The 21,482-nt window shown below is 52.6% G+C and carries 22 protein-coding genes; 10 read left to right on the top strand and 12 right to left on the bottom strand.

The features are described from left to right. Nucleotides 1–4: 4 nt before the first annotated feature. Entirely contained in the window at nucleotides 5–904 is a 900-nt protein-coding gene (locus FFI61_RS01320) for a LysR family transcriptional regulator (protein WP_200369014.1), read from the bottom strand. A gap of 140 nt (nucleotides 905–1,044) precedes the next feature. On the opposite strand from FFI61_RS01320, the gene FFI61_RS01315 reads away from it, so the two are divergent. Further along, nucleotides 1,045–1,239 (top strand): hypothetical protein, encoded by a 195-nt coding sequence (locus tag FFI61_RS01315; protein WP_200369013.1) that lies wholly within the window; start codon nucleotides 1,045–1,047, stop codon nucleotides 1,237–1,239. A 116-nt stretch (nucleotides 1,240–1,355) separates the two neighbouring features. Here FFI61_RS01315 and FFI61_RS01310 read toward each other — a convergent pair whose 3' ends face one another. Together FFI61_RS01310 and FFI61_RS01305 are read right to left on the bottom strand one after the other, a co-directional pair. Further along, a complete protein-coding gene (locus FFI61_RS01310) occupies nucleotides 1,356–3,038 on the bottom strand; it encodes an AMP-binding protein (protein WP_200202671.1) in 1,683 nt (560 codons plus the stop codon). Between the two features lie 410 nt (nucleotides 3,039–3,448). Then, the gene (locus FFI61_RS01305) at nucleotides 3,449–3,877 is read right to left on the bottom strand and encodes an Lrp/AsnC family transcriptional regulator (RefSeq protein ID WP_200202672.1); all 429 of its coding nucleotides are present in this window, start codon (nucleotides 3,875–3,877) and stop codon (nucleotides 3,449–3,451) included. A 116-nt stretch (nucleotides 3,878–3,993) separates the two neighbouring features. Here FFI61_RS01305 and astA point away from each other — a divergent pair, with 116 nt between their 5' ends. The 4 genes from astA to FFI61_RS01285 all read left to right on the top strand — a co-directional run bounded on the left by astA (nucleotide 3,994) and on the right by FFI61_RS01285 (nucleotide 7,344). Next, a complete protein-coding gene (gene astA / locus FFI61_RS01300; protein ID WP_200369012.1) occupies nucleotides 3,994–5,103 on the top strand; it encodes an arginine N-succinyltransferase in 1,110 nt (369 codons plus the stop codon). Further along, complete coding sequence (locus FFI61_RS01295) at nucleotides 5,093–5,899, top strand: DUF1338 domain-containing protein (RefSeq protein ID WP_200202674.1); 807 nt, start codon at nucleotides 5,093–5,095, stop codon at nucleotides 5,897–5,899. Before astA ends, FFI61_RS01295 begins: the two co-directional genes overlap by 11 nt. A gap of 98 nt (nucleotides 5,900–5,997) precedes the next feature. After that, a complete protein-coding gene (locus FFI61_RS01290) occupies nucleotides 5,998–6,495 on the top strand; it encodes a hypothetical protein (RefSeq protein ID WP_200369011.1) in 498 nt (165 codons plus the stop codon). Nucleotides 6,496–6,558: 63 nt separating this feature from the next. Next, nucleotides 6,559–7,344, top strand: coding sequence for a ZIP family metal transporter (locus tag FFI61_RS01285; RefSeq protein WP_200369010.1), 786 nt, complete (start codon nucleotides 6,559–6,561; stop codon nucleotides 7,342–7,344). Here FFI61_RS01285 and FFI61_RS01280 read toward each other — a convergent pair. From FFI61_RS01280 to FFI61_RS01270, 3 genes are read right to left on the bottom strand one after another with little or no spacing between them, the layout of a single operon-like run. Next, on the bottom strand, nucleotides 7,297–8,016 hold the full coding sequence (locus FFI61_RS01280; RefSeq protein WP_200202677.1) for an NAD(P)H-binding protein: 720 nt from the start codon (nucleotides 8,014–8,016) through the stop codon (nucleotides 7,297–7,299). The two genes, FFI61_RS01285 and FFI61_RS01280, sit on opposite strands and share 48 nt — an antisense overlap. A gap of 26 nt (nucleotides 8,017–8,042) precedes the next feature. After that, nucleotides 8,043–8,738 carry a monofunctional biosynthetic peptidoglycan transglycosylase gene (gene mtgA, locus FFI61_RS01275; RefSeq protein WP_200369009.1) on the bottom strand — a complete coding sequence of 232 codons (696 nt, stop codon included), beginning with the start codon at nucleotides 8,736–8,738 and terminating at the stop codon, nucleotides 8,043–8,045. Beyond that, the gene (locus FFI61_RS01270) at nucleotides 8,728–9,639 is read right to left on the bottom strand and encodes a diacylglycerol/lipid kinase family protein (RefSeq protein WP_200369008.1); all 912 of its coding nucleotides are present in this window, start codon (nucleotides 9,637–9,639) and stop codon (nucleotides 8,728–8,730) included. Before FFI61_RS01270 ends, mtgA begins: the two co-directional genes overlap by 11 nt. A 174-nt stretch (nucleotides 9,640–9,813) precedes the next feature. Between FFI61_RS01270 and FFI61_RS01265 the strand changes: the two genes are divergently transcribed. Next, the gene (locus tag FFI61_RS01265; protein ID WP_200369007.1) at nucleotides 9,814–11,034 is read left to right on the top strand and encodes an iron-containing alcohol dehydrogenase; all 1,221 of its coding nucleotides are present in this window, start codon (nucleotides 9,814–9,816) and stop codon (nucleotides 11,032–11,034) included. 31 nt (nucleotides 11,035–11,065) lie between these two features. On the opposite strand, the gene FFI61_RS01260 is transcribed toward FFI61_RS01265, so the two are convergent. From FFI61_RS01260 to FFI61_RS01250, 3 genes are all read right to left on the bottom strand, one after another. Continuing rightward, nucleotides 11,066–11,956: a DMT family transporter gene (locus tag FFI61_RS01260; protein ID WP_200369006.1), complete on the bottom strand. Its 891-nt coding sequence runs from the start codon at nucleotides 11,954–11,956 to the stop codon at nucleotides 11,066–11,068. A 126-nt stretch (nucleotides 11,957–12,082) separates the two neighbouring features. After that, entirely contained in the window at nucleotides 12,083–12,319 is a 237-nt protein-coding gene (locus tag FFI61_RS01255; protein WP_200202682.1) for a TIGR02647 family protein, read from the bottom strand. Nucleotides 12,320–12,344: 25 nt separating this feature from the next. After that, nucleotides 12,345–12,821, bottom strand: coding sequence for a hypothetical protein (locus FFI61_RS01250; protein WP_200202683.1), 477 nt, complete (start codon nucleotides 12,819–12,821; stop codon nucleotides 12,345–12,347). Between the two features lie 249 nt (nucleotides 12,822–13,070). On the opposite strand from FFI61_RS01250, the gene FFI61_RS01245 reads away from it, so the two are divergent. Then, the gene (locus tag FFI61_RS01245; protein ID WP_200369005.1) at nucleotides 13,071–13,247 is read left to right on the top strand and encodes a DUF1328 domain-containing protein; all 177 of its coding nucleotides are present in this window, start codon (nucleotides 13,071–13,073) and stop codon (nucleotides 13,245–13,247) included. Nucleotides 13,248–13,439: 192 nt separating this feature from the next. Beyond that, nucleotides 13,440–14,138, top strand: a complete 699-nt coding sequence (locus FFI61_RS01240) for a lytic transglycosylase domain-containing protein (RefSeq protein ID WP_200369004.1) — start codon at nucleotides 13,440–13,442, stop codon at nucleotides 14,136–14,138. A gap of 50 nt (nucleotides 14,139–14,188) precedes the next feature. Here the strand turns inward: FFI61_RS01240 and putA are convergent, their stop codons facing one another. Next, the gene (putA, locus tag FFI61_RS01235; RefSeq protein ID WP_200369003.1) at nucleotides 14,189–17,818 is read right to left on the bottom strand and encodes a bifunctional proline dehydrogenase/L-glutamate gamma-semialdehyde dehydrogenase PutA; all 3,630 of its coding nucleotides are present in this window, start codon (nucleotides 17,816–17,818) and stop codon (nucleotides 14,189–14,191) included. A 283-nt stretch (nucleotides 17,819–18,101) separates the two neighbouring features. Between putA and FFI61_RS01230 the strand changes: the two genes are divergently transcribed. After that, complete coding sequence (locus FFI61_RS01230) at nucleotides 18,102–18,554, top strand: winged helix-turn-helix transcriptional regulator (protein WP_200369002.1); 453 nt, start codon at nucleotides 18,102–18,104, stop codon at nucleotides 18,552–18,554. A 5-nt stretch (nucleotides 18,555–18,559) separates the two neighbouring features. Here the strand turns inward: FFI61_RS01230 and FFI61_RS01225 are convergent, their stop codons facing one another. Further along, nucleotides 18,560–19,333: a hypothetical protein gene (locus FFI61_RS01225; protein ID WP_200369001.1), complete on the bottom strand. Its 774-nt coding sequence runs from the start codon at nucleotides 19,331–19,333 to the stop codon at nucleotides 18,560–18,562. A 143-nt stretch (nucleotides 19,334–19,476) separates the two neighbouring features. On the opposite strand from FFI61_RS01225, the gene FFI61_RS01220 reads away from it, so the two are divergent. Further along, on the top strand, nucleotides 19,477–20,634 hold the full coding sequence (locus FFI61_RS01220; RefSeq protein ID WP_200369000.1) for a hypothetical protein: 1,158 nt from the start codon (nucleotides 19,477–19,479) through the stop codon (nucleotides 20,632–20,634). Between the two features lie 39 nt (nucleotides 20,635–20,673). On the opposite strand, the gene yeiP is transcribed toward FFI61_RS01220, so the two are convergent. Then, the gene (gene yeiP / locus FFI61_RS01215) at nucleotides 20,674–21,240 is read right to left on the bottom strand and encodes an elongation factor P-like protein YeiP (RefSeq protein WP_200368999.1); all 567 of its coding nucleotides are present in this window, start codon (nucleotides 21,238–21,240) and stop codon (nucleotides 20,674–20,676) included. Nucleotides 21,241–21,482 lie beyond the last annotated feature (242 nt).

Here is a 21,482-nt window from a genome sequence, read left to right as displayed (position 1 = left end):
GTGATCAGGGTGTCGGGTTGAACTCGATTGCCGAGGCCTGAGCTCGCAGCCTGTCCACCAGAAACTCTTTCACAATTCGAATTCTCGCCATTTGCTGAGTGTCCTGGCTTACGTGCACCCACAGGTCGACACTTTCGCCTTCCAGCGGATCTGACAAACGGCGAAGCTCTTTGGTGCCTTCCCCCAAATAACAGGGCAAAACTGCAAGACCAGCGCCTGACCGCGCCAGCGCATGCATGGCGTGCAAGCTATTGCAGCGGATGACCGACGTGGCATGCTTAAGGTGCTTGCGGTACCACCGACCGGTTGCCAGGTGGCTAAAGGTGTCATCCGGAATAATCCAGAGGCAGTCTTCTGGCTGGTTTTCAATATCCATATTACGGTGGCGCCGACAATAACTGGCAGAGCCGTATACCGCCGATTCAATGGCCGCTATGCGCTCACCCTCCAGTGTTGCCTGGGGTTTGTTCTCGGGACGCAGGGTGAGATCTGCTTCCCTGTGGGTAAGATTAGTAACGTCGTTATCGGTGAGCACTTCCAGTTCAATGTCGGGAAACTCACGCACCAGTTCAGCCAGAACCGACCCGAGCAACTCGCTCATCATCGTGTCTTCCGCCGCCAGCCGTACTTTGCCCACAGGCGCGGCATCCTGTCCAACCAGCTTGCGCTCAAGATTTTCCATTTCTACTGACAGTTTTTCCGCATTACGGAAAGCGGTTTCCCCCACTGGTGTCAGCTGAAGCCCATCCCGGTTGCGCTCAAAAAACTGTACGCCCAACGTCTCTTCCATCTGGTCGAGTCGGCGCAAAACGGTAGTTTGATGCACGCCCAGTAATTCTCCGGCCTTCGCGAGGGTTCCGCCTATTGCCAGAGCGTGTATATATCGAAGATAATCCCAGTCCATAGCTACTGCATATTTGCAACATGAGTACGGAGTTTAACGTATTTACGCTGCAAAAAAATACCCTTACAATTCAATGTAAATTCAGGTTAATAGTTTTTAACCAATCACAAATAGCAACTCACCAAAAGGAGGAAGTCGCTATGGCACAAAGACATATGGCAACCGTTAAACCGCTACCATCCAGCATCCTCCACAATGGTGCTGAAGTGAGAAGCCAACACACACGTGCGGCAGCGAAGATGGCGGTCCAGTTCATGAGCCGCAAGCTGCGGTCATTCAACCGTAAGGCTGCAGAAGCAACGCCCGATATCGTTCAGATGCAAGGCGGTCACTAATTCCAGTCAGGCCAACGTAAAGAGCTGCACCATATAGCGCAGCTCTGAAGCAAGTAGCCAAACTGAAAACGCCGGTGGTGCTGATTCCAGAGCCACCGGCGTTTTGCATTACCCGATCATAATTCCCAAACCACTTTCCTTTTCTGCTCAAACCAACTGTCCATTTTGCGGTTGTAAGTGTCCTCGATTACGTTCCGCTTGATCTTCATGGTTGGCGTGAGCATTCCGTTCTCCATGGTCCAAGGCTCCTTCACAACCACAACGAAGGATATTTTTTCGTGGGCTTCGCATTCTTCGTTTACTGCGCCCAGTTCTTTCAGCAACTCCTGCTCAAGCTCTGCCCGGTCCATTCCATTTGAAAGCGCCTCCCGAACGTCCTCTGACAGAAGTATCATCAGGCAAGGTTGAGGCTGGTTGGCACCGGCTACACAGACTACTTCCACCGAAGGATGGTTAAACCGGTTCTCGATAGGAACCGGCACAACGTATTTACCTTTTGAGGTTTTGAACAGGTCTTTTACCCGGCCGGTAATTTTCAGATAGCCGCTTGCATCAATCTCACCCATATCACCGGTTTTGAGAAAACCATCAGCGGTAACATCCTCGCGGGTTTTCTCTTCGTTTTGGTAGTAGCCCATCATCATTCCCGGGCTTTTCACCTCCAGTTCACCCCCTTCGCCAATGCGGTGCTCAACACCCGGATTGGCCTCGCCTACCCAACCTATCCTGGCTCGTCCGGGCCGACTGGCATGGGAGTATCCGAAATTTTCTGTCATACCATAAACTTCAAGCAACTCCAGACCAAGGTTGCGATACCACAAAATAATCTCTTCCGACAAAGGTGCTGCCCCCGTCAGTGCAGCCCGGCAATGATCCAGCCCCAACTGTTTAAGCACCTTCTTTTTCACAACGGAACGCACAAACGGGATGCTGAATAACAGCTTTTGCTTTTTGGGAGGCAGTTTGGCATTCACCCCAAGATAAAACTTCATCCACAGCCGCGGCACAGAGAAGAACAGTGTTGGCCGGGCACGCTGAAGATCCTGCTGAAAGGTGTCCAGGTTATCGGCGAAATAGGTATGAAAGCCAAAATACAGGGATTGCGTTTCAACCGCCGCTCGCTCCGCCACGTGAGCCAACGGAAGGTATGACAGCATTCGATCCTCAGAGGTCACCGTGAACATCTGCTGCAAACCGTCGGCCACAGACATCATGGATCCAAAATTATGCATTACTCCTTTAGGGCGGCCAGTACTGCCCGAGGTGTAAACAATCGTAGCAAGTGCATCCTGGCTCGGTAACTTTGGTGCCGCTGGCTCGTGCCTGGCAATGACGTCAATCCACTTGGGCGTATCATCCCGCGGCGACATAGGCAGGGAGATGATTGGGAGATCAGAAGGAATGTGCCCTTTTATATCGTTCCAGCCATCTGCGGTGCCATCCAGCTTCCCCAGGAACAGCAATTTTGCCTTTGAGTGTTCAAGAACATAGGCAGCAGCGTCCCCATTAAGCGTGGGATACAACGGCACTGAAACATGCCCGGCGGCCCAAATAGCGAGATCCGACAATATCCAGTGCGCACTGTTTTTGCCGAGGACGGCAATATTACTGCGCTCAGGGAGTTCAAGGCTGTTGAGATGGGCGGCCATGCGTGAAACCTGGTCCGCAGCCTGTTTCCAGTTAATATCCTCAACAGTCCCATCGGGATAGGGCTGAGTGAGGTATGTCCGTTCCGGGCTTTTCTCGGCCCAATAGTACAAACAGTGCAAAGAAGTCAGCTTGCGGGGATCCACTGCCATGAAAAACTCCTGATTATTGTTATCGGTGACGAATTCCGCCCAACATGTGAATTAGGATTCACTCTAATGCACTTCCACTGGAATTCACAAATATTAGCGGTATTTGGCGAGAGCTCAATGGCATTAAATACCCGCCTTATTGACTAAATCCACCCCATACTCTGTTTCGCGCCAACGAAGCTGGTTATTTTTTGTGTGACATTCGTCAAGATTGGTCTAAAGTGAAAATCGAAGCTTATCGAACTCTACCCCTCAGAGGAGACCGCCATGAGGCAGTCAACGAATCGCTCTATCCTGATCTTTCCTGCTTGGGGACTTATCCTTCTTGGCTCAGCCGCTTTCCTCTACAGTGCTTTCGCAGGGATGCTGGGCGCCTGAAAACCCACTATCCCAAAGGTTGTGAAATGCGCCTAACGCCGGAAGCGGGTTTCCAGCACCACGGCTGAGTTAGTGCGCTCAACCCCATCGAGATTGCCAATCTCGTCCAACACTGCGCTCAGCTCCTCAAGAGACTGAGCCTGAACGATTGCTATGAGATCGTATTCTCCGCTAACCGAAAACAACTGCGACACCTGGCTAATGCCCTCAAGAGCCTTGTTCGTTCGCGCCGTTAATTTTTGAGCCACCTTGATAGACACATGGGCTTCCACTTGGCTGGAAGAAAACGCGCCCCCCAGTTGCACCGCATACCCAGCTATCACGCCACTGGCTTCTAACCGGGAGATCCGGCTTTGCACCGTTGAGCGGGACAACTGTAAAGCCTTCGCCAGGTCTGTGATGCTGACTCGGGCATTCTGGCGAAGCAGCATAAGCAGTTTTTGGTCTTTGCTATTGATCATTTTGATAACCGATCGCGTTATTTTGACAAGAGCATAGCTCATTCCGGACAAAATGCACCTACAAACCGGCAAAGTCCAAATGCATACTGTTTCGAAACAACGCCAGGTTTCAGCCCATGATTATTCGCCCAATTGCAGACAAAGATCTGGATACGCTCTACCAGATAGCCGAAGAGTCTGGCCCGGGGTTTACATCCCTAATGCCAAACAGGGACGCTTTGTCACAAAAAATTGCCCACTCCATAGCAAGCTTCGAGCGTGACGTGCATAACCCTGGTGATGAGCACTACCTGTTTGTACTGGAAGATGAGGCCACTGGCGACATCCTCGGCACCAGTGGTATTGAGGCAAACACCGGGCATACCCAGCCGCTTTACCACTTCCGGCGCAACACAGTAACCCATCACTCACGGGACCTTGATGTTCGCAAGAGTGTGGAAACCCTCACCCGCTGCAACCACTACACAGGCTATTCCGAGATTTGCTCTCTTTATTTGCGCCCTGAGTTTCGCCGGGCCAATGCGGGCAAACTGCTCTCCCGGGTGCGCTTTCTGTTTATGGCTCTTCACCCGGAGCGCTTCTCGCACAAGGTCATTGCCGAAATGCGCGGGGTTTCTGATGCTGCCGGTCGCTCCCCCTTCTGGGACTGGCTAAAAGCGCACTTTGTGGACATGGAGTTTAGCCAGGCAACCCAGCTTATTGGTGCGGGCTACACAGATTTTATTGATGAACTGATGCCCTCTCACCCTCTCTATACCTGCCTTATGAGCCCGGAGGCCCGAGCTGTACTTAGCCAGGTACACAACAACACCCGGCCAGCCTTACAGATACTGGAGGCAGAGGGTTTCAAGCACAAAGGGTTGATAGACCTGTTTGATGCGGGTCCAACCGTGGAATGTGCCCTGGCAGAGATACGAAGCGTCAGGTCTTCCTCTGCACACAGCGTAAGGGTGGATGATTATCTGGCAGGGACAAATACGCCATTTGGCCGCACCAACCACCGCCACAACGAACCAACGCTGATTGCAAATACAGAAACAGCAAATTTTCGGGCAACCGTCACATCCGAGGTGTCCGAGTATTCAGATACACAGATTATTTCCCGCTCGCTGGCGACCAAACTTTGCCTTGAGAACGGCGACCTCTCGCGCATTTTGCCTTTAAACCATGCGACGTCGACGGCACGAAACAGAATTACGGCTACGGAGTTAAGCTATGCATACTGATCGCAACGCCTTGTTCGAAAATCTCTGGCAGGACTATAGAGCTGTCACACCATCGGCCGCGAAGATCCACCGCATTCTGGGTGCCGAAGAAGGCCAAGCAATCATCAATGATCATATCGCCCTGAGAACCTTCAACCTGAAGCCAGTTGGGCTGGATACTCTCGCAGCGCATTTCCTGGCCTTAGGGTACCGGGAAGGCGGCGAATACCACTTCGAAGGCAAGAAGCTTTATGCCCGGCATTACGAGCACGCAGACCCCGAAGCTCCGAAGGTGTTTATTTCAGAGTTGCTGACAGAGCAGTGCTCACCAGAACTTCAGGCTATTGCCTCACAGCTGGTGGACGGGATAACAGACGATAAGGTTACGGCAGACAACTTTCTGTACTCAGGGCGGCATTGGGATCTGGATTCCAGCACTTACCGCCAACTGCTCGAAGAGAGCGAATATGCAGCCTGGCTCGGGGCCTGGGGTTACCGGGCAAATCACTTCACGGTAAGTGTTAACCACCTGACTAACTTTGAAACAGTTACTGATATTAACCAGCTCCTGAAGGACAAGGGTTTTGCAGTGAATGCGGCCGGTGGTGAAGTGAAGGGTTCTCCTGAAGAGTTGCTTGAACAGTCATCCACAATGGCCGACCGGGTTCCTGTTCAGTTCAGCGACCGTGAAATGACGATTCCCAGCTGCTTCTATGAGTTCGCACTTCGTTACAAGAAGCCCAACGGCACCCTTTACAGCGGATTTGTTGCGGCATCTGCCGACAAGATCTTCGAAAGCACCAATGCCGGGATTTAAAAGCTGAAATATCCACCCGTGTACCAGCGGGATAGCTAAGCTAAACTAAGCCCTTGTTCCCGAACAATTCCATTTGTTCAATGCAACAAGGAGTATCAATGAAGCCTGTCGTCACGCTTTTGCTGGCCTGTTTTCTTGTGTTGGCTGGATGCCAGTCATTGCCAGATGCAAGCCCGGCTGCCGGTCAAAAAAGTAAGAGCATGCCCGAAAGCACGGGAGCAGTAAGCCATAGTAGGGTTTTACTGAGTGCCCAGCACTGCCTGAGCGAATACCTGAAGGAGCACGGCAGGGTTCACTACGGCCCTTGCCTTAAAATCATCAGCGTGGACGGCAATACGCCAAAGATTCGGGATGATGGCTTCATAGAATTACCAACGGCTGAACCCGCCACCCTCAGCGTGAGCTGTGTATATCGTCACGCCGATGGCTCGCCAATACCCGCCACCATGGAAACAACCGATTTTCAGATAACCCGGAATACCTTTACCAAACCCGGGCAACGCTGGTATCTCCATGCACACAGGCAGGCGAGGCAAATTGTTGGCTGTGAACCCACACTGTCGCGGTCGAAAAACCCCAACTACGAAACGGACTGATGATTTGACTAATTTCAAACGAGGTTCACAAGGCATAGCACTGGCCCGGAGCATCCGGTTTTCATGACTGCCGATATCAACATCGTTTGGCTTGGTGCACTGGCCAGCTTATTAGCGGGGCTGGCAACCGGCATCGGAGCCCTGGCTGTATTCTTCGTTAAAGATCTCTCTACCCGCCTGCAGGACTGCATGCTGGCGGGTGCTGCAGGCGTAATGCTCGCGGCCTCCGTTTTTTCATTGTTGATCCCCGGGCTGGAATACGGAGAAGTGCTGCTGGGCTCAACATGGGCGGCTGCACTGCTTGTAATATTCGGCGTTCTTTCGGGTGCTGGAGCTCTGTACTACCTCCACCAGAACTTGCCCCATGAGCATTTTAATCTCGGGCCAGAGGGGCCTGATGCAGCCCATATTCGCCGAATATGGTTGTTCATTATCGCTATTACGTTGCACAACTTTCCCGAAGGCATGGCGGTAGGTGTTGGTTTTGCAGGGGGCGATGTGCGCAACGGTTATGTCCTGGCACTGGGCATTGGCATTCAGAATATTCCGGAAGGCCTTGCCGTTGCATTTTCGCTGATTGCCATCCAATACTCGCGAGTTCGCGCCTTTACTATCGCTCTTTTAACAGGATTGGCCGAACCTATCGGTGGTCTGTTCGGTGCTGCACTGGTGTCGCTGGCAGAACCGATAATGCCCTGGACTCTGGGTTTCGCCGCCGGTGCCATGCTGTTCATTATCAGCAACGAAATCATTCCCGAAACCCATCGAAGCCGCTACAAGGCCCAGACCACCTTCGCACTGCTAATCGGTTTTGTGGTGATGATGTTCCTGGATGTCACCCTGGGCTGAGGCGCCTGCCAGCGCAACAATATCCTCATACTGGCGAACCTGAACAACCTGCTCGGCAACCGGTTTGGCAGCCAGGCTGCAGGCCTCGTTAACCATGGCAGATGCAACGGTTTGTGCCTCGATTGCCCGGTACTTTTCCAACGGCCCCAACAACATGCGGTTAATCAGCGGCATAGCCTTGGCACCTATGGCTTCTCCCAAACGGTGATCCGGCCTGTCGCCCAGCAGCAGGCTAGGGTGATATATCGACAAATAAGGGTAACCAAGGCCTTTCACTGCATCTTCCAGTTCGCCTTTAACCCGGTTGTAGAAAATTGTTGAAGAAGATGACGATCCAATAGCAGACATCAAGATGAACGCACCAGCACCACCTGCACGCCCAAGTTCAGCTGCTTCCAGGCAGTAATCGTAATCTACCTTTCTGAATTGTTCCTGAGAGCCTGCCTTTTTAATGGTCGTGCCCAGGCAACAGATAATGACATCCACCTTAAAAAGCTCAGCATGGTCTGCCATGCGGTCAAAATCCATTTCCTGCTGCTGCAGCTTGCCGTGAACAGATTCCAGCGCTTTCCGAACAGGCACTACCACCAGTTCAACCTCGTCACGGGCCAAAAGGCCAGTGAGAACCAATCCACCGGTCAATCCGGTGGCACCCAGCAATAACACTTTCATAAAGTTCTCTTTATTTTGCGAATGCTCTACAAATCCTTCAGGTAGTGTAGCCCGGATAGCTGATCCATTTGCCCCCTAATCCAGAAAATACGATCCCGCACATAGGGCGACGGCGAGGTCACACTCAACACTTTCGGATTAGGCAAAATGGCAGCCAGCCGTGCAGACTGGCTGGCCGATAACTGCCGGGCAGATATACCGAAATACGCCTTGCTCGCAGCCTCAACGCCGTAAATTCCGGGACCAAACTCGGCTATATTCAAATACACCTCAAGAATTCGGCGCTTTGGCCAAAGCCCGTCAACCGCGAGTGCAAGCCCGGCCTCCAGAGTTTTACGGACAAAACTTCGGCCATTCCATAGAAACAGGTTTTTTGCGGTTTGCTGTGTGATGGTACTGGCGCCCCTGAGCCCGTCACCTGCATGATACTCAGCCAAGGCTTTGCGAATCGCGACAAAATCAACACCCCAATGATCGGGAAACCGCTGATCCTCGCTGGCCACCACCGCAAGTGGCATCCAGGGCGAGATGTCCGAAAAACTAACCCATTGCTGCTGCACTTCTTTGTGCGGATGAGCAAAGCTGTAACCAAGCATGAACGCCGAGGTGGGTGGATTCACATACCGGAACAAGAGCAGCACCGACAGAAACAGCAGTACCAGCGTAACCAATACCCATGCAACGCTACGAAACAGTCGCTTCGAGAGTGATTTACGAGCCATTTACACCCCCGCTCGCAACTTTTCCAGCCTCACCTGTACGCACTACGGATGCGCCGATCACCCGGAGACAGTGTTTACGACATACAACGTGAAGCGGTGTTTTTCCCGCTTCATCTCCGTCCACCGTAACGATTTTCGGTTTTGACGTATAAATATCGCAGCGCTTGCCCTTCAGGTGCACCACCGTGCTGGTGCGATCAGGAGACTTTCCACTCAGTCGCACCAGCAGGAAGGTAAGCAGCAACTGCAGCAAAGGGCGTGGCTTCACCGCAATAATATCAAGTAGCCCGTCATCCGCTGTTGCTTGCGGAATCTCATTCCCGCCCCCAAAAAATGCGCCGCTGGACACAGCAATCGACAACCAGCGACCCCGCACAAACGCCTTGTCGCATGATATTTCCGCATGAAAACCGCGCTTGGCACTCACCTGCTTCAACAAAGCCACGCCATAGCTGAAACGACCAAAGAATTTTTTGGCTGCACCTTCCGCTTCCCGGGCTGCTACCGTTCCCAGGCCAATGTGCGCGACATTGAGAAAAATCCCATCTCCAAATTCTGCCACATCCACTTTTTGCGTGACCCCTCGCTGAACAAGCTCACACACAGCGGCAGGGTCTTCCGGCAGGGCCAGGTTTCGGGCGAAATCATTGGCTGTACCAGACGGCAACACCGCAAGCACTGCTTTGTGTTCCAGGCATATCTGGGCAACGGCATTAACTGATCCATCACCTCCGGCCACCATCACTATGTCGCCAGGTTGTACCTGCGCAGTCCAACTCTTATCCTGAAGATCACAACACTCCGGGCCTGTAATACCTGCGCTCGCAAGCCTTTCACGCCAGAACTCCCGCCCTTTCTGGCCATTGCCTGCGCCAGGATTTGCTACCAGCCAATGAGTCATAGCATCACACTCGCTTTAACAACATCAAAAAGCTCCTGAAACCTTAAACCACCAAAGATACCTCATACATGCCATTGTGGTCGTTACCATACGGACACAGGAACTTCTTCCAACTGCTATATTGTCCGACTATAGTTAGCCACTGAACTAAACATCACTATCCGGAAACCTGCAATGATTACAGACCTGATCACGCCAGTGCGCTCCAAAGCGCAACTTGCAGCCCTGAAGCTAATAACAAAACTCATTCCAAGCCAGACTCCCAACATGTTTCTGGGGGCGCAATCCCGGCTAAGGCTGGCTGATCACATGGCGCACTTCGACTTCAAGCGGGTTCTGCTTGTGACAGATGACGTGCTCTTTCAGCTTGGCGTTATCAGTCCAATTGAGGAGCACCTGAACAAGCTGGGGATTAAAACGGTTGTGTTCAGCGGTGTAACACCAGACCCGGGATTTCTGGTTGTAGAACAGGGTCTGGAAGTACTTCAGCAAAATGGCTGTGACGCTGTATTGGCTATTGGGGGAGGTTCTTCTATTGACGCTGCAAAAGTGATGGCACTGGCAGCCACGAACAACAAAACACCCAGAGAGCTGGTTGGCATTCTCAAAGCTCGAAAGTCATCTCTGCCACTATTTGTTATTCCCACTACCGCAGGTACCGGCTCAGAAGTCACTATAGGGGCGGTTATATCGGATGAAACCACTCACGTAAAACATCTCGTGATCGAGCCAAAGGTGGTCCCTTTGGCGGCCGCGCTGGATCCCGAAATCATGGCCGGCATGCCCAAGTCGGTAACCGCAGACACGGGCATTGATGCGCTAACCCACTGCCTGGAATCCTGGATCAGTGATTTCTCATCACCTGAAACCGAGCTGTACTCCGGTGCCGGCGTGAAACTCGTATTCAAATACCTGGAAAAGGCCTGCGAAAACGGACAAGACTACGAAGCCCGTGACGCCATGGCTCTGGCTGCAAACTACGGTGGCATGGCACTGAACAAAACGGGTCTGGGCTACGTGCACGCCATTGCTCACCAGCTTGGTACCCAATATGGCGTTCCTCACGGCCGGGCCAACGCCATTGTTCTACCGCACATTCTTGAGGTAAACAGGCACAGCGCAAAAACCCGGATGGCAAAATTGGCCAGACTGTGTGGCCTTGCCACAGATGCAGAGGAAGATTCACTGGCAACCGACAAGTTGATCCAGCGTGTTAATACGCTACTTGCAACCTTGCCCATAGCCCGTGAGGTGAAGGGTATTGATGAGAAGCACTTTAACGTCATGGCGCAAGCTGCCATGAAAGAAGCTCACGGAACCTACGCCGTGCCCAAATACCTGAATAAAAGCGAGATAATTCAGGTACTCCGCGTTATAAGCGGACAAACGGCATAACCGGTGCACCTAGGCCCCGTCAGAGCGCCCCTTAACCGGGGCGTTTCTGCGAAACCACCAGAGCAACGCCCGTAATGGAAATGATTCCTCCGGTAATGGCCAATACGCCCAGGCGCTCATCAAACAGCCAAAAGGCTTCCAGAGCGGTTACCGGGGGCACGAGATAGAACAGGCTTGCCACCTGGGAAGCAGCACCCTGGCGAATCAACCACATCAAAAGCAGAATCGCGCCAATAGAAACCCCCAAAACCAGCCAGGCCATAGAAAGTTGGAGTTGCAACGACCAGACTACTTCACGGGTTTCCAGAAGCAGCGCGCCAGCGGCAAAAAACAAGGCTGCGGCGCCGTATTGAATGAGGGTGCCAGTCACCAAGTCTGCACCAGTGCCGTGGCGTTTCTGATACACCGTACCCAGTGAAATTCCGGCCAACGCCAGCAGGGCCCATATCAGTGTCCACAATGGAAATGCTGCTCCCGGGTTGCCTGCTCCGCCAAACTTTTCCAGCAAAACCAGAGTGACACCCACCAAGCCAAGCCCCAAACCCAGCCACTGCCGCCATGAAATGGCTTCTTTCAATACAAAAACCGCGACACCCGCGGTAACCAGCGGCTGCAAACCCACCACCAGCGACACTATTCCGGAGGGCATACCATCCTGAATGGCATAGTACACACCGCCAAGATAGCAGCCGTGGACCAGCAGACCTGTAACAGCAAGGTGCCCAGCCGAGCGCCAGCCAGGCCAGCGGGCTTTGAGGAGGCCTGCCAGCACCATAAGCAAACCCAGAGTGAGAAGCATGCGGATAAGCAGGAGGGTGAACGGCTCGGCATAGGGCAGGCCGTATTTTGCGCCGATAAAGCCCGTGCTCCACAGCCAAACAAACAGGGCAGGTACAAAAAACGAATAAAAGAAAGAGCGCATAAACAGCTGCCGGGGTCAGGTATCTGGAACAACGTTCAGTCTAGAGCCTGGTTCGTATACAAAACAGATACAGGCACCCAGCAATGCCACCATTACAGGTGGCATTGAGGGATCAGCCAGAGGCGGTTATGTCGTGAGGATAGACTGCAGTTTCTGTGTCAGCTCGACTGCCTCACTACCCATAGGAGTGAGGTAGCCTCCGTCATCCCGCGTTATCAGGCCTTTGGCAAACAGACGCTCCGCTGCCTGCACGGTCTCGGGTGAGGCACCGCTTTTGTGAACCTTGATTCCAGCCTGCCCAGAAGAGGATTCAAACTGCGACAACAGATTTAGCTCGGCAATAGTGTCTGGAGAAAATGGCATGGTATTTCCTTGTCTGGTTTAGTGGTCAGATGCTTTGATTACGTTTTTCCTGATCAAGGGTCAAATCCCGCTCAGTTTCACTCCACTGCTCGGAAAGTGCATCATAGGCATCGGAGAAACCTTTTTTAGCTCGCTCCCATGCCGATGCCGAACTGGCTTTGAGTTCGTTATACCAGGCTTGCACCCGCTCACGCTGCTCACGCAAGGAGGCCAAACTCTCCTGTGAGCGTTCGCGCGCGACGCTGCTCATGTCGTCCCAGTTTTCTGAAAGCTCTTCCTCCAGTTCTGCAATTCGTTCGTCGAGCGCAGTCAGTGCTCGATTTATGGAGTCTTCCGCTTGGTCCTTCTGGTCGGCACCATATTTCTGTAGCGTTTCGCCAAGCTCCCGGGTTTCTCGCTTGAGCTCATCAACGGTTGAATCTGCTGGTTCAGCATGGAGAGGCCCCACAAGCATAAAGGAAGCTGTAACAAGCAAAGCACCGACACTGTGTTTCAAAGTCATAAATTACTCCAGGACCCGGTTCATAAAGAATAGCAGTAGCGCCACCATAACAATATCCCGACGGCCAGCTTATCTTATAAAAGCTTAATGAGCCGGCAACAAACCCTGTTTAAATCAATAAAAACATAACTTTGAACCCGGAAAATATAGGTAAAAAGCACACAGAAAGGATTCTGCCGCTGCTTGATATTTGTGCCTCCCCCAAACCTGTGTCACTTTTAAGTGGAAGCCAAACAAAGAGGAATGATTATGCTTTATTGGGCTGTAATCTGTCTCACCATAGCCATTATTGCCGGTGTCCTTGGTTTTGGGGGTATCGCGGGTACAGCGGCAGGTATTGCAAAAATTCTGTTCTTTATCTTTCTCATACTTCTGGTGATCTCTCTTGTTGCCAATGCTGTTCGCGGGCGGGGACCAAAGATCTAGCATTCCGGATGAATCTGATCAGAGTTTCGGCCCGGGCAACTGCAGCACGCCCGGGCTTTCTGCCTCTTCCGGTAACATTTCACCGACAAGACTTAATATCATTTCTGCCCGGTAGCGCCGTATAATCTTTAATCTGCCTGATTTAATATAACGAACAGTAAGATTACTGATTACGCTTTCCGTGAGCAGCTGATGATAAGCCCCAAACAATGCATCCTACCCGCACTTATCGCTTTAATCTGGCTCTCTGCACCCGTTGCAGCAGACTCCATCAAGCGTATTGTGCATCCGGATGGAAGAGTTGAGTTTACCAACGTAAAAAGTAACAGCCCCGGGCGAGCTTCAAGCAAAAGCGAAACTGTATTCCGCTACACAGACGACAATGGCGTCGTTGCCTACACCAGTACCCGGCCTTCAGTGGCAGATTTCGATGTTATCAGGTTCCACTGCTACGCCTGCGACCCGGATTCTCATGTGAACTGGCGCACTACCCCACTGTTCGCTGGTCGCTACGAAACAGAAATCAAAACAGCTGCTAAAGAATATGGTGTTGACCCGGCACTGGTGCGTGCGGTGATTCATGCGGAGTCTGCGTTCAATGAAAAGGCAATCTCACCCGTGGGTGCCCAAGGGCTTATGCAATTGATGCCAGGCACAGCTCTGGAGGTGGGCGTGCAGAATGCCATGGTGGCAGCAGATAACATCCGCGGTGGTGTTACCTACCTCGCAAAAATGTTGGAACGCTTTAAGGGTGATACCAGGTTAGCCACTGCGGCATATAATGCCGGCCCAGGTGCCGTAAGCCGTTACGGAGGGGTTCCTCCCTATGCTGAAACCAAGGCTTACGTTGAGCGGGTCGGCATATTACGCGAGCGCTATGCCAGTAATTGATCAGATCACCGGAAGCCCCCTCCCTGAGAGCTTCCGGCCCCATCCTGAGTTTACTCAGACGCCGCAATCAGGCTGGCGTTGCCACCGGCTGCGGTTGTATCCACGCAAAGGTGACGCTCAATCACAAAACGCTGATCGAGTGTGTGCTCGGTGATCAGAGGGATCAATGCGCCATCGCGCTTGGCCAGAGCCTGGCGATACTTGCGCAACAGAGCCTGATTGGCACAGCTCACAACCGCCTCAAAGCCAACAGCGTTTACCAGCACTTCCGGATCCAGAAGCCCGTCAACGCCCACTAACGGCAACCCGGCCGGAGCGGCACGAGCCACAACATCTTCAACACCTGGGGCAATGACCACCACCTTGTTGCCCTGTGACAGTGCCATGGCAGCTTGTGCCAATGCCGTTTCCTTGTCTGGCCCCAAACACAGAACGGTTCCACGGGCGTGATTGGAAAGGCGGTTAAGCTCCCCGGTTGGCCCTGGCAGCTCTTCCGGGTAGGCATCCAGAGGCTCTGGCAACTTACCGAAAATGGGTTCCATGGCCTCAATTCTGGCTTTCGGAGCAGCAACGGAAAGCTTGCCCAGACTGCTGACCAGACCATCCAGTTTCTTACCATCAATGGTTTTCGCACCTGGCTCTGCCGGGCGTTCAACATTGGCACCTTTCAGGAAGCGTCGAACGTACTGTGGACCGCCGGCTTTGGGGCCGGTTCCGGAAAGACCTTCGCCCCCAAATGGCTGGGAGCCAACAATTGCGCCAATCTGGTTACGGTTAACGTAGGTATTGCCAACCTTGATGCGCGCGACAATCTGATCAACACGGTTATCAACCCGGCTGTGGATGCCAAATGTCAGCCCATAGCCTTTGGCGTTTATGGCATCGACAACCTTGTCGATATCTTTGGCTTCAAATGTAGCCACGTGCAGGATCGGACCGAAGATTTCTTCTTCAAGCTCTTCGATCCCGCTGACTCTGAGCACAGCCGGTGAAACATACAGGCCCTTTTCAGGCACCGGAAGTTTTTTCAGCATGCGGCCTTCGCGCTCAAATTTATCGCAGTGATCTATAATTTTCTTGCGGGCAGCCTCATCAATAACCGGCCCTACATCGGTAGAAAGCGCCCAGGGATCGCCTATACCCAATTCTTCCATAGCGCCGTAGAGCATCTCCAGCAGGTTGTCGGCTATGTCCTTCTGCACATACAGCATGCGCAGTGCGGAGCAGCGCTGGCCAGCACTCTGGAACGACGATGCCAGAACATCACGAACCACCTGTTCCGGCAGCGCTGTTGAATCCACAATCATGGCGTTAAGGCCTCCGGTTTCCGCCACCAGCGGTGCGTCCGGCGCCATGTTTTCCGTCATCACTTTATTGATGCGCTGCGCGGTTGCAGTGGAACCAGTAAAGCAGACGCCTGCAACTCTGGAATCAGACGTGAGGGCCGTACCCACGGTAGCACCCGTGCCAGGAAGAAGCTGAATAGCATCTCTTGGAATGCCGGCTTCGTACATCATTTCAACCACACGAACCGCCAACAGCGATGTTTGCTCCGCTGGTTTGGCAACGACTACGTTACCTGCCGCCAGGTTTGCAAGAACCTGCCCTGCGAAGATGGCCACAGGGAAGTTCCAGGGCGAGATGCAGCAAATAATGCCACGAGCTTCGCCATTATCTTTATTGCGAAGTCCCTCGTTAGCGTAGAACTGAGCAAAATCCACTGCCTCGCGAATTTCAGCAACACCATCCAGCAATGATTTACCGGCTTCCCGGGTCGTCAGCGCAAACAGTTCGTGCGCGTTTTCTTCCAGCAAGTCACCTACTTTGCGCACACACGCAGCGCGATCTTCCGCAGATGTGGCCGACCAACCAGTAAAGCCTTGCTCAGCCGCTGCAATGGCAGCGTTAACATCAGCCTCATTGGCATGGGTAATGTGCCCAACCAGATCTTCCGGGTTAGCCGGGTTTTTGACCTCCAGCACCTCTGTGCCAGTAGTGTCAGCCGCAATCAGCGGGCCACCCACCCATAGATGGGTGCGGAATGCTCCGCGACCGTCATTAATACGGGCAACGGTCACCGGGTCGGTTATATCCCAACCTTTTGAGTTGCGACGTTTGGCTCCGAACAATTCCGTTGGGCGTAAAATTGCCTGGCTGGACAGATTTTTCCCAAGCTTCTGGACCACATCAATCGGGTCCCTCGCAATTTCTTCGGGGGTAATGCTGGTATCTACAATCTGGTTAACAAAGGAGCTGTTTGCGCCATTCTCAAGAAGCCGGCGCACGAGATAAGCGAGCAGATCGCTGTGTTTGCCTACCGGCGCATAGATTCTGCAGGGCACGCCACTTTCGCTGAGAACCTGGTTGTGCAGAGATTCACCCATGCCGTGCAGGCGCTGGAACTCATAGTTCTTAAGACCCGCCGAGCTGGCCAACTCACGAACAGCCGACACAGAGTGGGCGTTATGGGTAGCGAACTGCGAATAAATGCGGTCACTCATTCCCACCAGTTTTTTGGCGCAGGCAATGTAGGCAACGTCACTGCAAGCTTTACGTGTGAACACGGGGAAATCCGTCAGGCCCATCACCTGGGCACGCTTGATTTCCGCATCCCAGTAGGCGCCTTTCACCAAACGCACCATGATGCGGCGATCAAGTTTTTCAGAGAGTGCATATAACCAATCAAGCGTGTGGGCAGCTCGTTTGGCAAAAGCTTGAACCACAACACCAAAGCCTTCCCAATTTGCCAGCGTGGGATCAGACATTATTGCTTCAATAACATCCAGAGAAAGGTCCAGCCTGTCCTGTTCCTCAGCATCAATATTAAAGCCCATGTTGGCTGCGGCCGCCTTTTTGGCCAACTCCAAGGCACGGGGAACCAGCTCATTCATTACCCGCTCTTTTTGGCCATATTCGTAACGGGCCAGCAGCGCAGAAAGCTTGACCGAGATACCGGGGTTTTTACGCACATCGCCTTTACAGTTTTTGGCAATGCTATCGATGGCTCGTGAGTATGATTCGTAGTAGCGACGGGCATCGGCGTCTGTACGCGCGGCCTCACCAAGCATGTCGTAGGAGTAGGTGTACCCCTTCGCCATGTAGGATTCCGCTTCGCTCTGAGCTTCTTCAATGTCGCGACCCAACACAAACTGGCGCCCCATTTCCTTCATGGCCTGGCCGGCAACCGTCCGAACAACCGGTTCACCTAGCCGCTTGACCAACTTGCGCAGAGTGTCGCCCACCGTATGTCGATCAGAATCCTTCAGCAGGTTACTGGTCATCAACAGCGCAACAGTAGTGGAGTTAATAAATGCCGAGGTGGCTTTACCTACATGAGCGCCCCAGTTGCCAGAGGTAATCTTGTCTTCAATAAGCGCATTAATGGTTGTGTTGTCCGGCACCCGTAACAGCGCCTCTGCCAGACACATAAGGGCTACACCCTCTTTGGTAGTGAGGCCGTATTCCGCAAGGAACTTTTCCATGATGGTGGATTTCGCGCTCTTACGAACACTGCGTACCAAATCAGCCGCACGGGCAGAAATCATTTTGCGATCGGCTTCAGACAACTGAGCGTCAGCAATCATCTCGTGGATGACTTTGTACTCGTCCTCGAGATAGTAGTCGCGAACCGCCTGCCGGCAGTTGGCTAGCTCGGGAGCCAATGATTGCTGCGATATCATAGTTGTACCCTCTCAGTTGTTTGTCTTTACCGCATTCTACCGACAACAGCATAGACTGTTTGACTGTAAGCGCCGTAAAGACCCGCCAATATGGCCATATTGACCTTCATAAATGTATTAATTCTCTGCCATGAATTACAATTTCAGCCGAATCGACCATGCACACCAGTTTAAAACTACCCAAAACCCTTGCGGCATATGGCATTTATAGCCTACAGCATAGTGCCCTTGTTCGAGACTTGCCCAAAAGTCGCGGATTTACGCTTGTACAGGACAGAACAACATGAACGAGCTGGATCGAATAGATCATTCCATCATTCGTGAGCTGCAGAAGAATGCGCGAATTACGGTTACAGAGCTTGCGTCGAAAGTAGGCTTATCCAAAACCCCATGTCAGGTACGCATGCGGCGGCTTGAAGAGCAGGGGTTCATTACTGGCTACACCGTGCTGGTGAACCAGACCAAGCTGGGGCAAAGCCATATCGCCTTCGCTCAGGTTACGCTGAACGACACCAGCAGTGAGGCGTTAAAGGCGTTCAATACCGCCGTAAAAAAAATAGCCGCCATTGAGCAATGCCACATGATTGCTGCCAACTTTGATTACCTGATGAAGGTGCGTACACGCAACATGGCGGAGTACCGGCAGGTATTGGGAGAACAAATTTCAGCCCTGCCCCATGTGCTGCAAACCAGCACCTTTGTGGTGATGGAGAATGTGAAGGATGCCGGGCTCTGAGCGTCCTACTTGTTGACCCTGGCCAAGCCCAGCGCCGACACTGTCAGGCCCAGCTCACCGCGATACATCGCATTACCAATACCCAGCACTATGTTCCCCACTGTAAAGTTGGAGGATACGGCGCTGGCGCCACCAGGCGAGCGAGACTCGAGAACAAGCACCAGCCGCAATAGATCCAGAAGGCGGATAACCAAATCGAGAGTACCGAAATCTTCAGGAGCTTCGTCGATTCGAGACATTACGTGGGCCTTGGCAGATTCCACAACAAAGGCTTCGTTGTAGGTTAAATGCTCTACGCCAAGGCATTTTATGGATTCGACACGCTGCTGCCGCTCACGCCTGATTGCCTCCATGCACACCTGCCCGGAGTTTTCTGGCAAATCGCCCTGTCGCAGTATGCCGGCAAGCCGGAAGTCCACCTTGCCTTCGCTTCGCATCTGTTCGTATTCGTTTTTCAGCTTCTCTTTGGCGTGGGGGTAATATCGGCGAACCGCCATTTCCCGGGCTCGCTCCAGATCTTCAGTTGTGGCCAGATTTACCAGTGAACTCATCACCCGCACGCAGTGGAGCAAGTGCTCCCAAATGGCGGGTTCAATGGATTCGGGGTTATCGGGAAGAACCCGTTTGATGGACACAAACTCGAAATAAAGAGCCGTGACCTTCTGCTCCGAGAAGTCAGAAGTGCGGATAATTCTACGCAGCCCCAGCTTTTCAATATCGCCCAGCAGGCTGGGAATCAGCATCAGAACGTAATGTTTCGCGCCTACCGATATTGGCATATCTGATTGCAGCTCCGAATGAAATATACCCATACCATAGCATCAAGCTGGCTCCCTCGCTTAAGGGAAAAACATCTCGGTTTTCAATCAGATTACTGTTTATTATAACGGTCCAATTTACGATTCAGGGATGATAGCAATCGATGGCGACACAACGCTTCCGGTATTCCGCCGGCATTATCAAGAACGGCATTCCCATCATCATTGCAGGGCTTGTTCTGGCTTTTCTGGCGACCGCCTTCGTAGTGCTGAATCTCCCAAACCCCAGTGAATTAGACCTTACCCAGCTATACCTGAACGCAGAGGGTGAGGTCGATATTGAGGTGCAGCTCTTCGGCCTGGTACTTGGCGTAGTATGTATCGCCATGCTGGCCAATCGCAGAGTTCGCTTGATTCTGAATAACGAGAGCCTGGCTATTCATATACCCAAGCTAACCGGTCTTGGCTTTATGGGGCTGACCACTGGCACCCACCGCATTCTATTAGGCGCCATCGAAAGCGTGGAGCTGACGCCCGTTACGGGAATCCGGAACATTGGCCAGGCAATTCAACAATCGAGACTTAGCATCGTCACCCGCGAAAAAACCTACCGCCTGCAGCCTTATAACTTTTTGATAGAGGGTGGTCCGGATCACCGCATGGGCTTTGGTTCTGTCTTTGGAAAATCCCGAACCAAGGTAGAGGCGCTGCTTATTGAGGCGCCTCTTGTTCAGGCTCTCTCCCTGGCAGCGAAAGGCGTCAGCTTCACATCAACCCCCGCAGAAAGTACCGGGCCACTGGCTGGCCATTTCAATTTAATGCAGCACAAAGGCATGGTGATACAGATGGCTTTATTAGCTGGTCTGGGCGCATACGCACTCGTCGACTACCTGATGCTAACCAACTATCTGGTTGTCGGGGACATGCCAATCTGGCCCTTCGTTGCTGGTGGTCTTCTGGCGGGAGCTTTGGGTATTCGGCTAGGGAAAGGTGCGCCGCGGGCAGAGCATCTCGGACTCGCTATCCTGTCAGGTTTAATCACCGCTGCTGCAATCTACCCGGGTTTGCAGAGGTACACGCTTATTGCTTCCCAGGCGCCGGTCGAAATCACCTACCAAATGACCGAATCCGGATACTTTGAGCATGCCAGTTTTCCAGACATCGATCAGCGCAAAAGTGGTATTTTCGAGTATTGGGCAAGCCTGCCCCTGGGAGAAAACTATAGGTTTTCTCTGTATGAGCCGGTGGCGGGATTTGTGATGGTGGATATGGCGCCCGTTTACGCAAAAAGCCGGGCTTTTTATGAGGCTTCGGGGCAATAAGAAAACAGGCCGGCATCTTTTGCCGGCCTGCTGAAGTGCTTAAGCGCGGCTCAAAAACTTCCGCTCTTCCACGTTGATCTTGATGCGATCGCCCGTGGAGATATGCTCAGGAACCTGGACAACCAGGCCCGTTGCCATTCTTGCTGGCTTGGTACGAGCCGTGGCTGATCCACCTTTAACTGAGGGATCTGTTTCCTCGATATCCATTTCAACAATTGGCGGCAAAGCCAGAGCTACCGGCGCTTCACTCACCAGAATCACCATGATTCCCTGAGTGTCTTCATCGATATACAGCAGTTCATCAGCAATGGCTTCCCGGTTCAGGCTGTACTGGGTAAAGTCTTCGCTATCCATGAAGACATATTCATCGCCATCGGAATAGGAAAAGGTAGCTGGCCTGCGCACAAGGTCAGCAAGGTTCAGCATGTCGCTGTCTTTGAACGTCTCGTCGATCTTGTTACCTGTTACCACATCGTACATACGCATGCGGTAGAGACTGCCGCCAGCACGGCCCTGCGGAACAGAGCGCTCAATATCCTTGACGAAATAAACCCGACCTTCGTATTCAACTGCAGAGTTTTTCTTGATTTCACTTGCTCTAGGCATCTTTTAAAGCTCCAAAACAATCTCGAAACGCATCCATACCGGGCAAAAGCCGGCGTGCTTTACACCCGGTAATTCTACCCTCAGACGTGCCCTGCCGATACAGGGCAAGCCGATACTATAGGCCATTCAGCTAAAAGCTTCTTGAGGCTACAACCAGATTCCTATAAGAAATAGCAATTTGATGTAAGCTATGCACCATTGTGACCAGCATCTTTGCTCTGGCCTGTCTTCAGGCCAACGCA

Origin of the sequence: Marinobacter sp. DY40_1A1, from assembly GCF_016597815.1 — a bacterium.
GTDB classification, from domain to species: domain Bacteria; phylum Pseudomonadota; class Gammaproteobacteria; order Pseudomonadales; family Oleiphilaceae; genus Marinobacter; species Marinobacter xiaoshiensis.
Note: the sequence above shows the minus strand (reverse complement) of the source record. Positions and strands in the feature narration are given on the sequence as shown.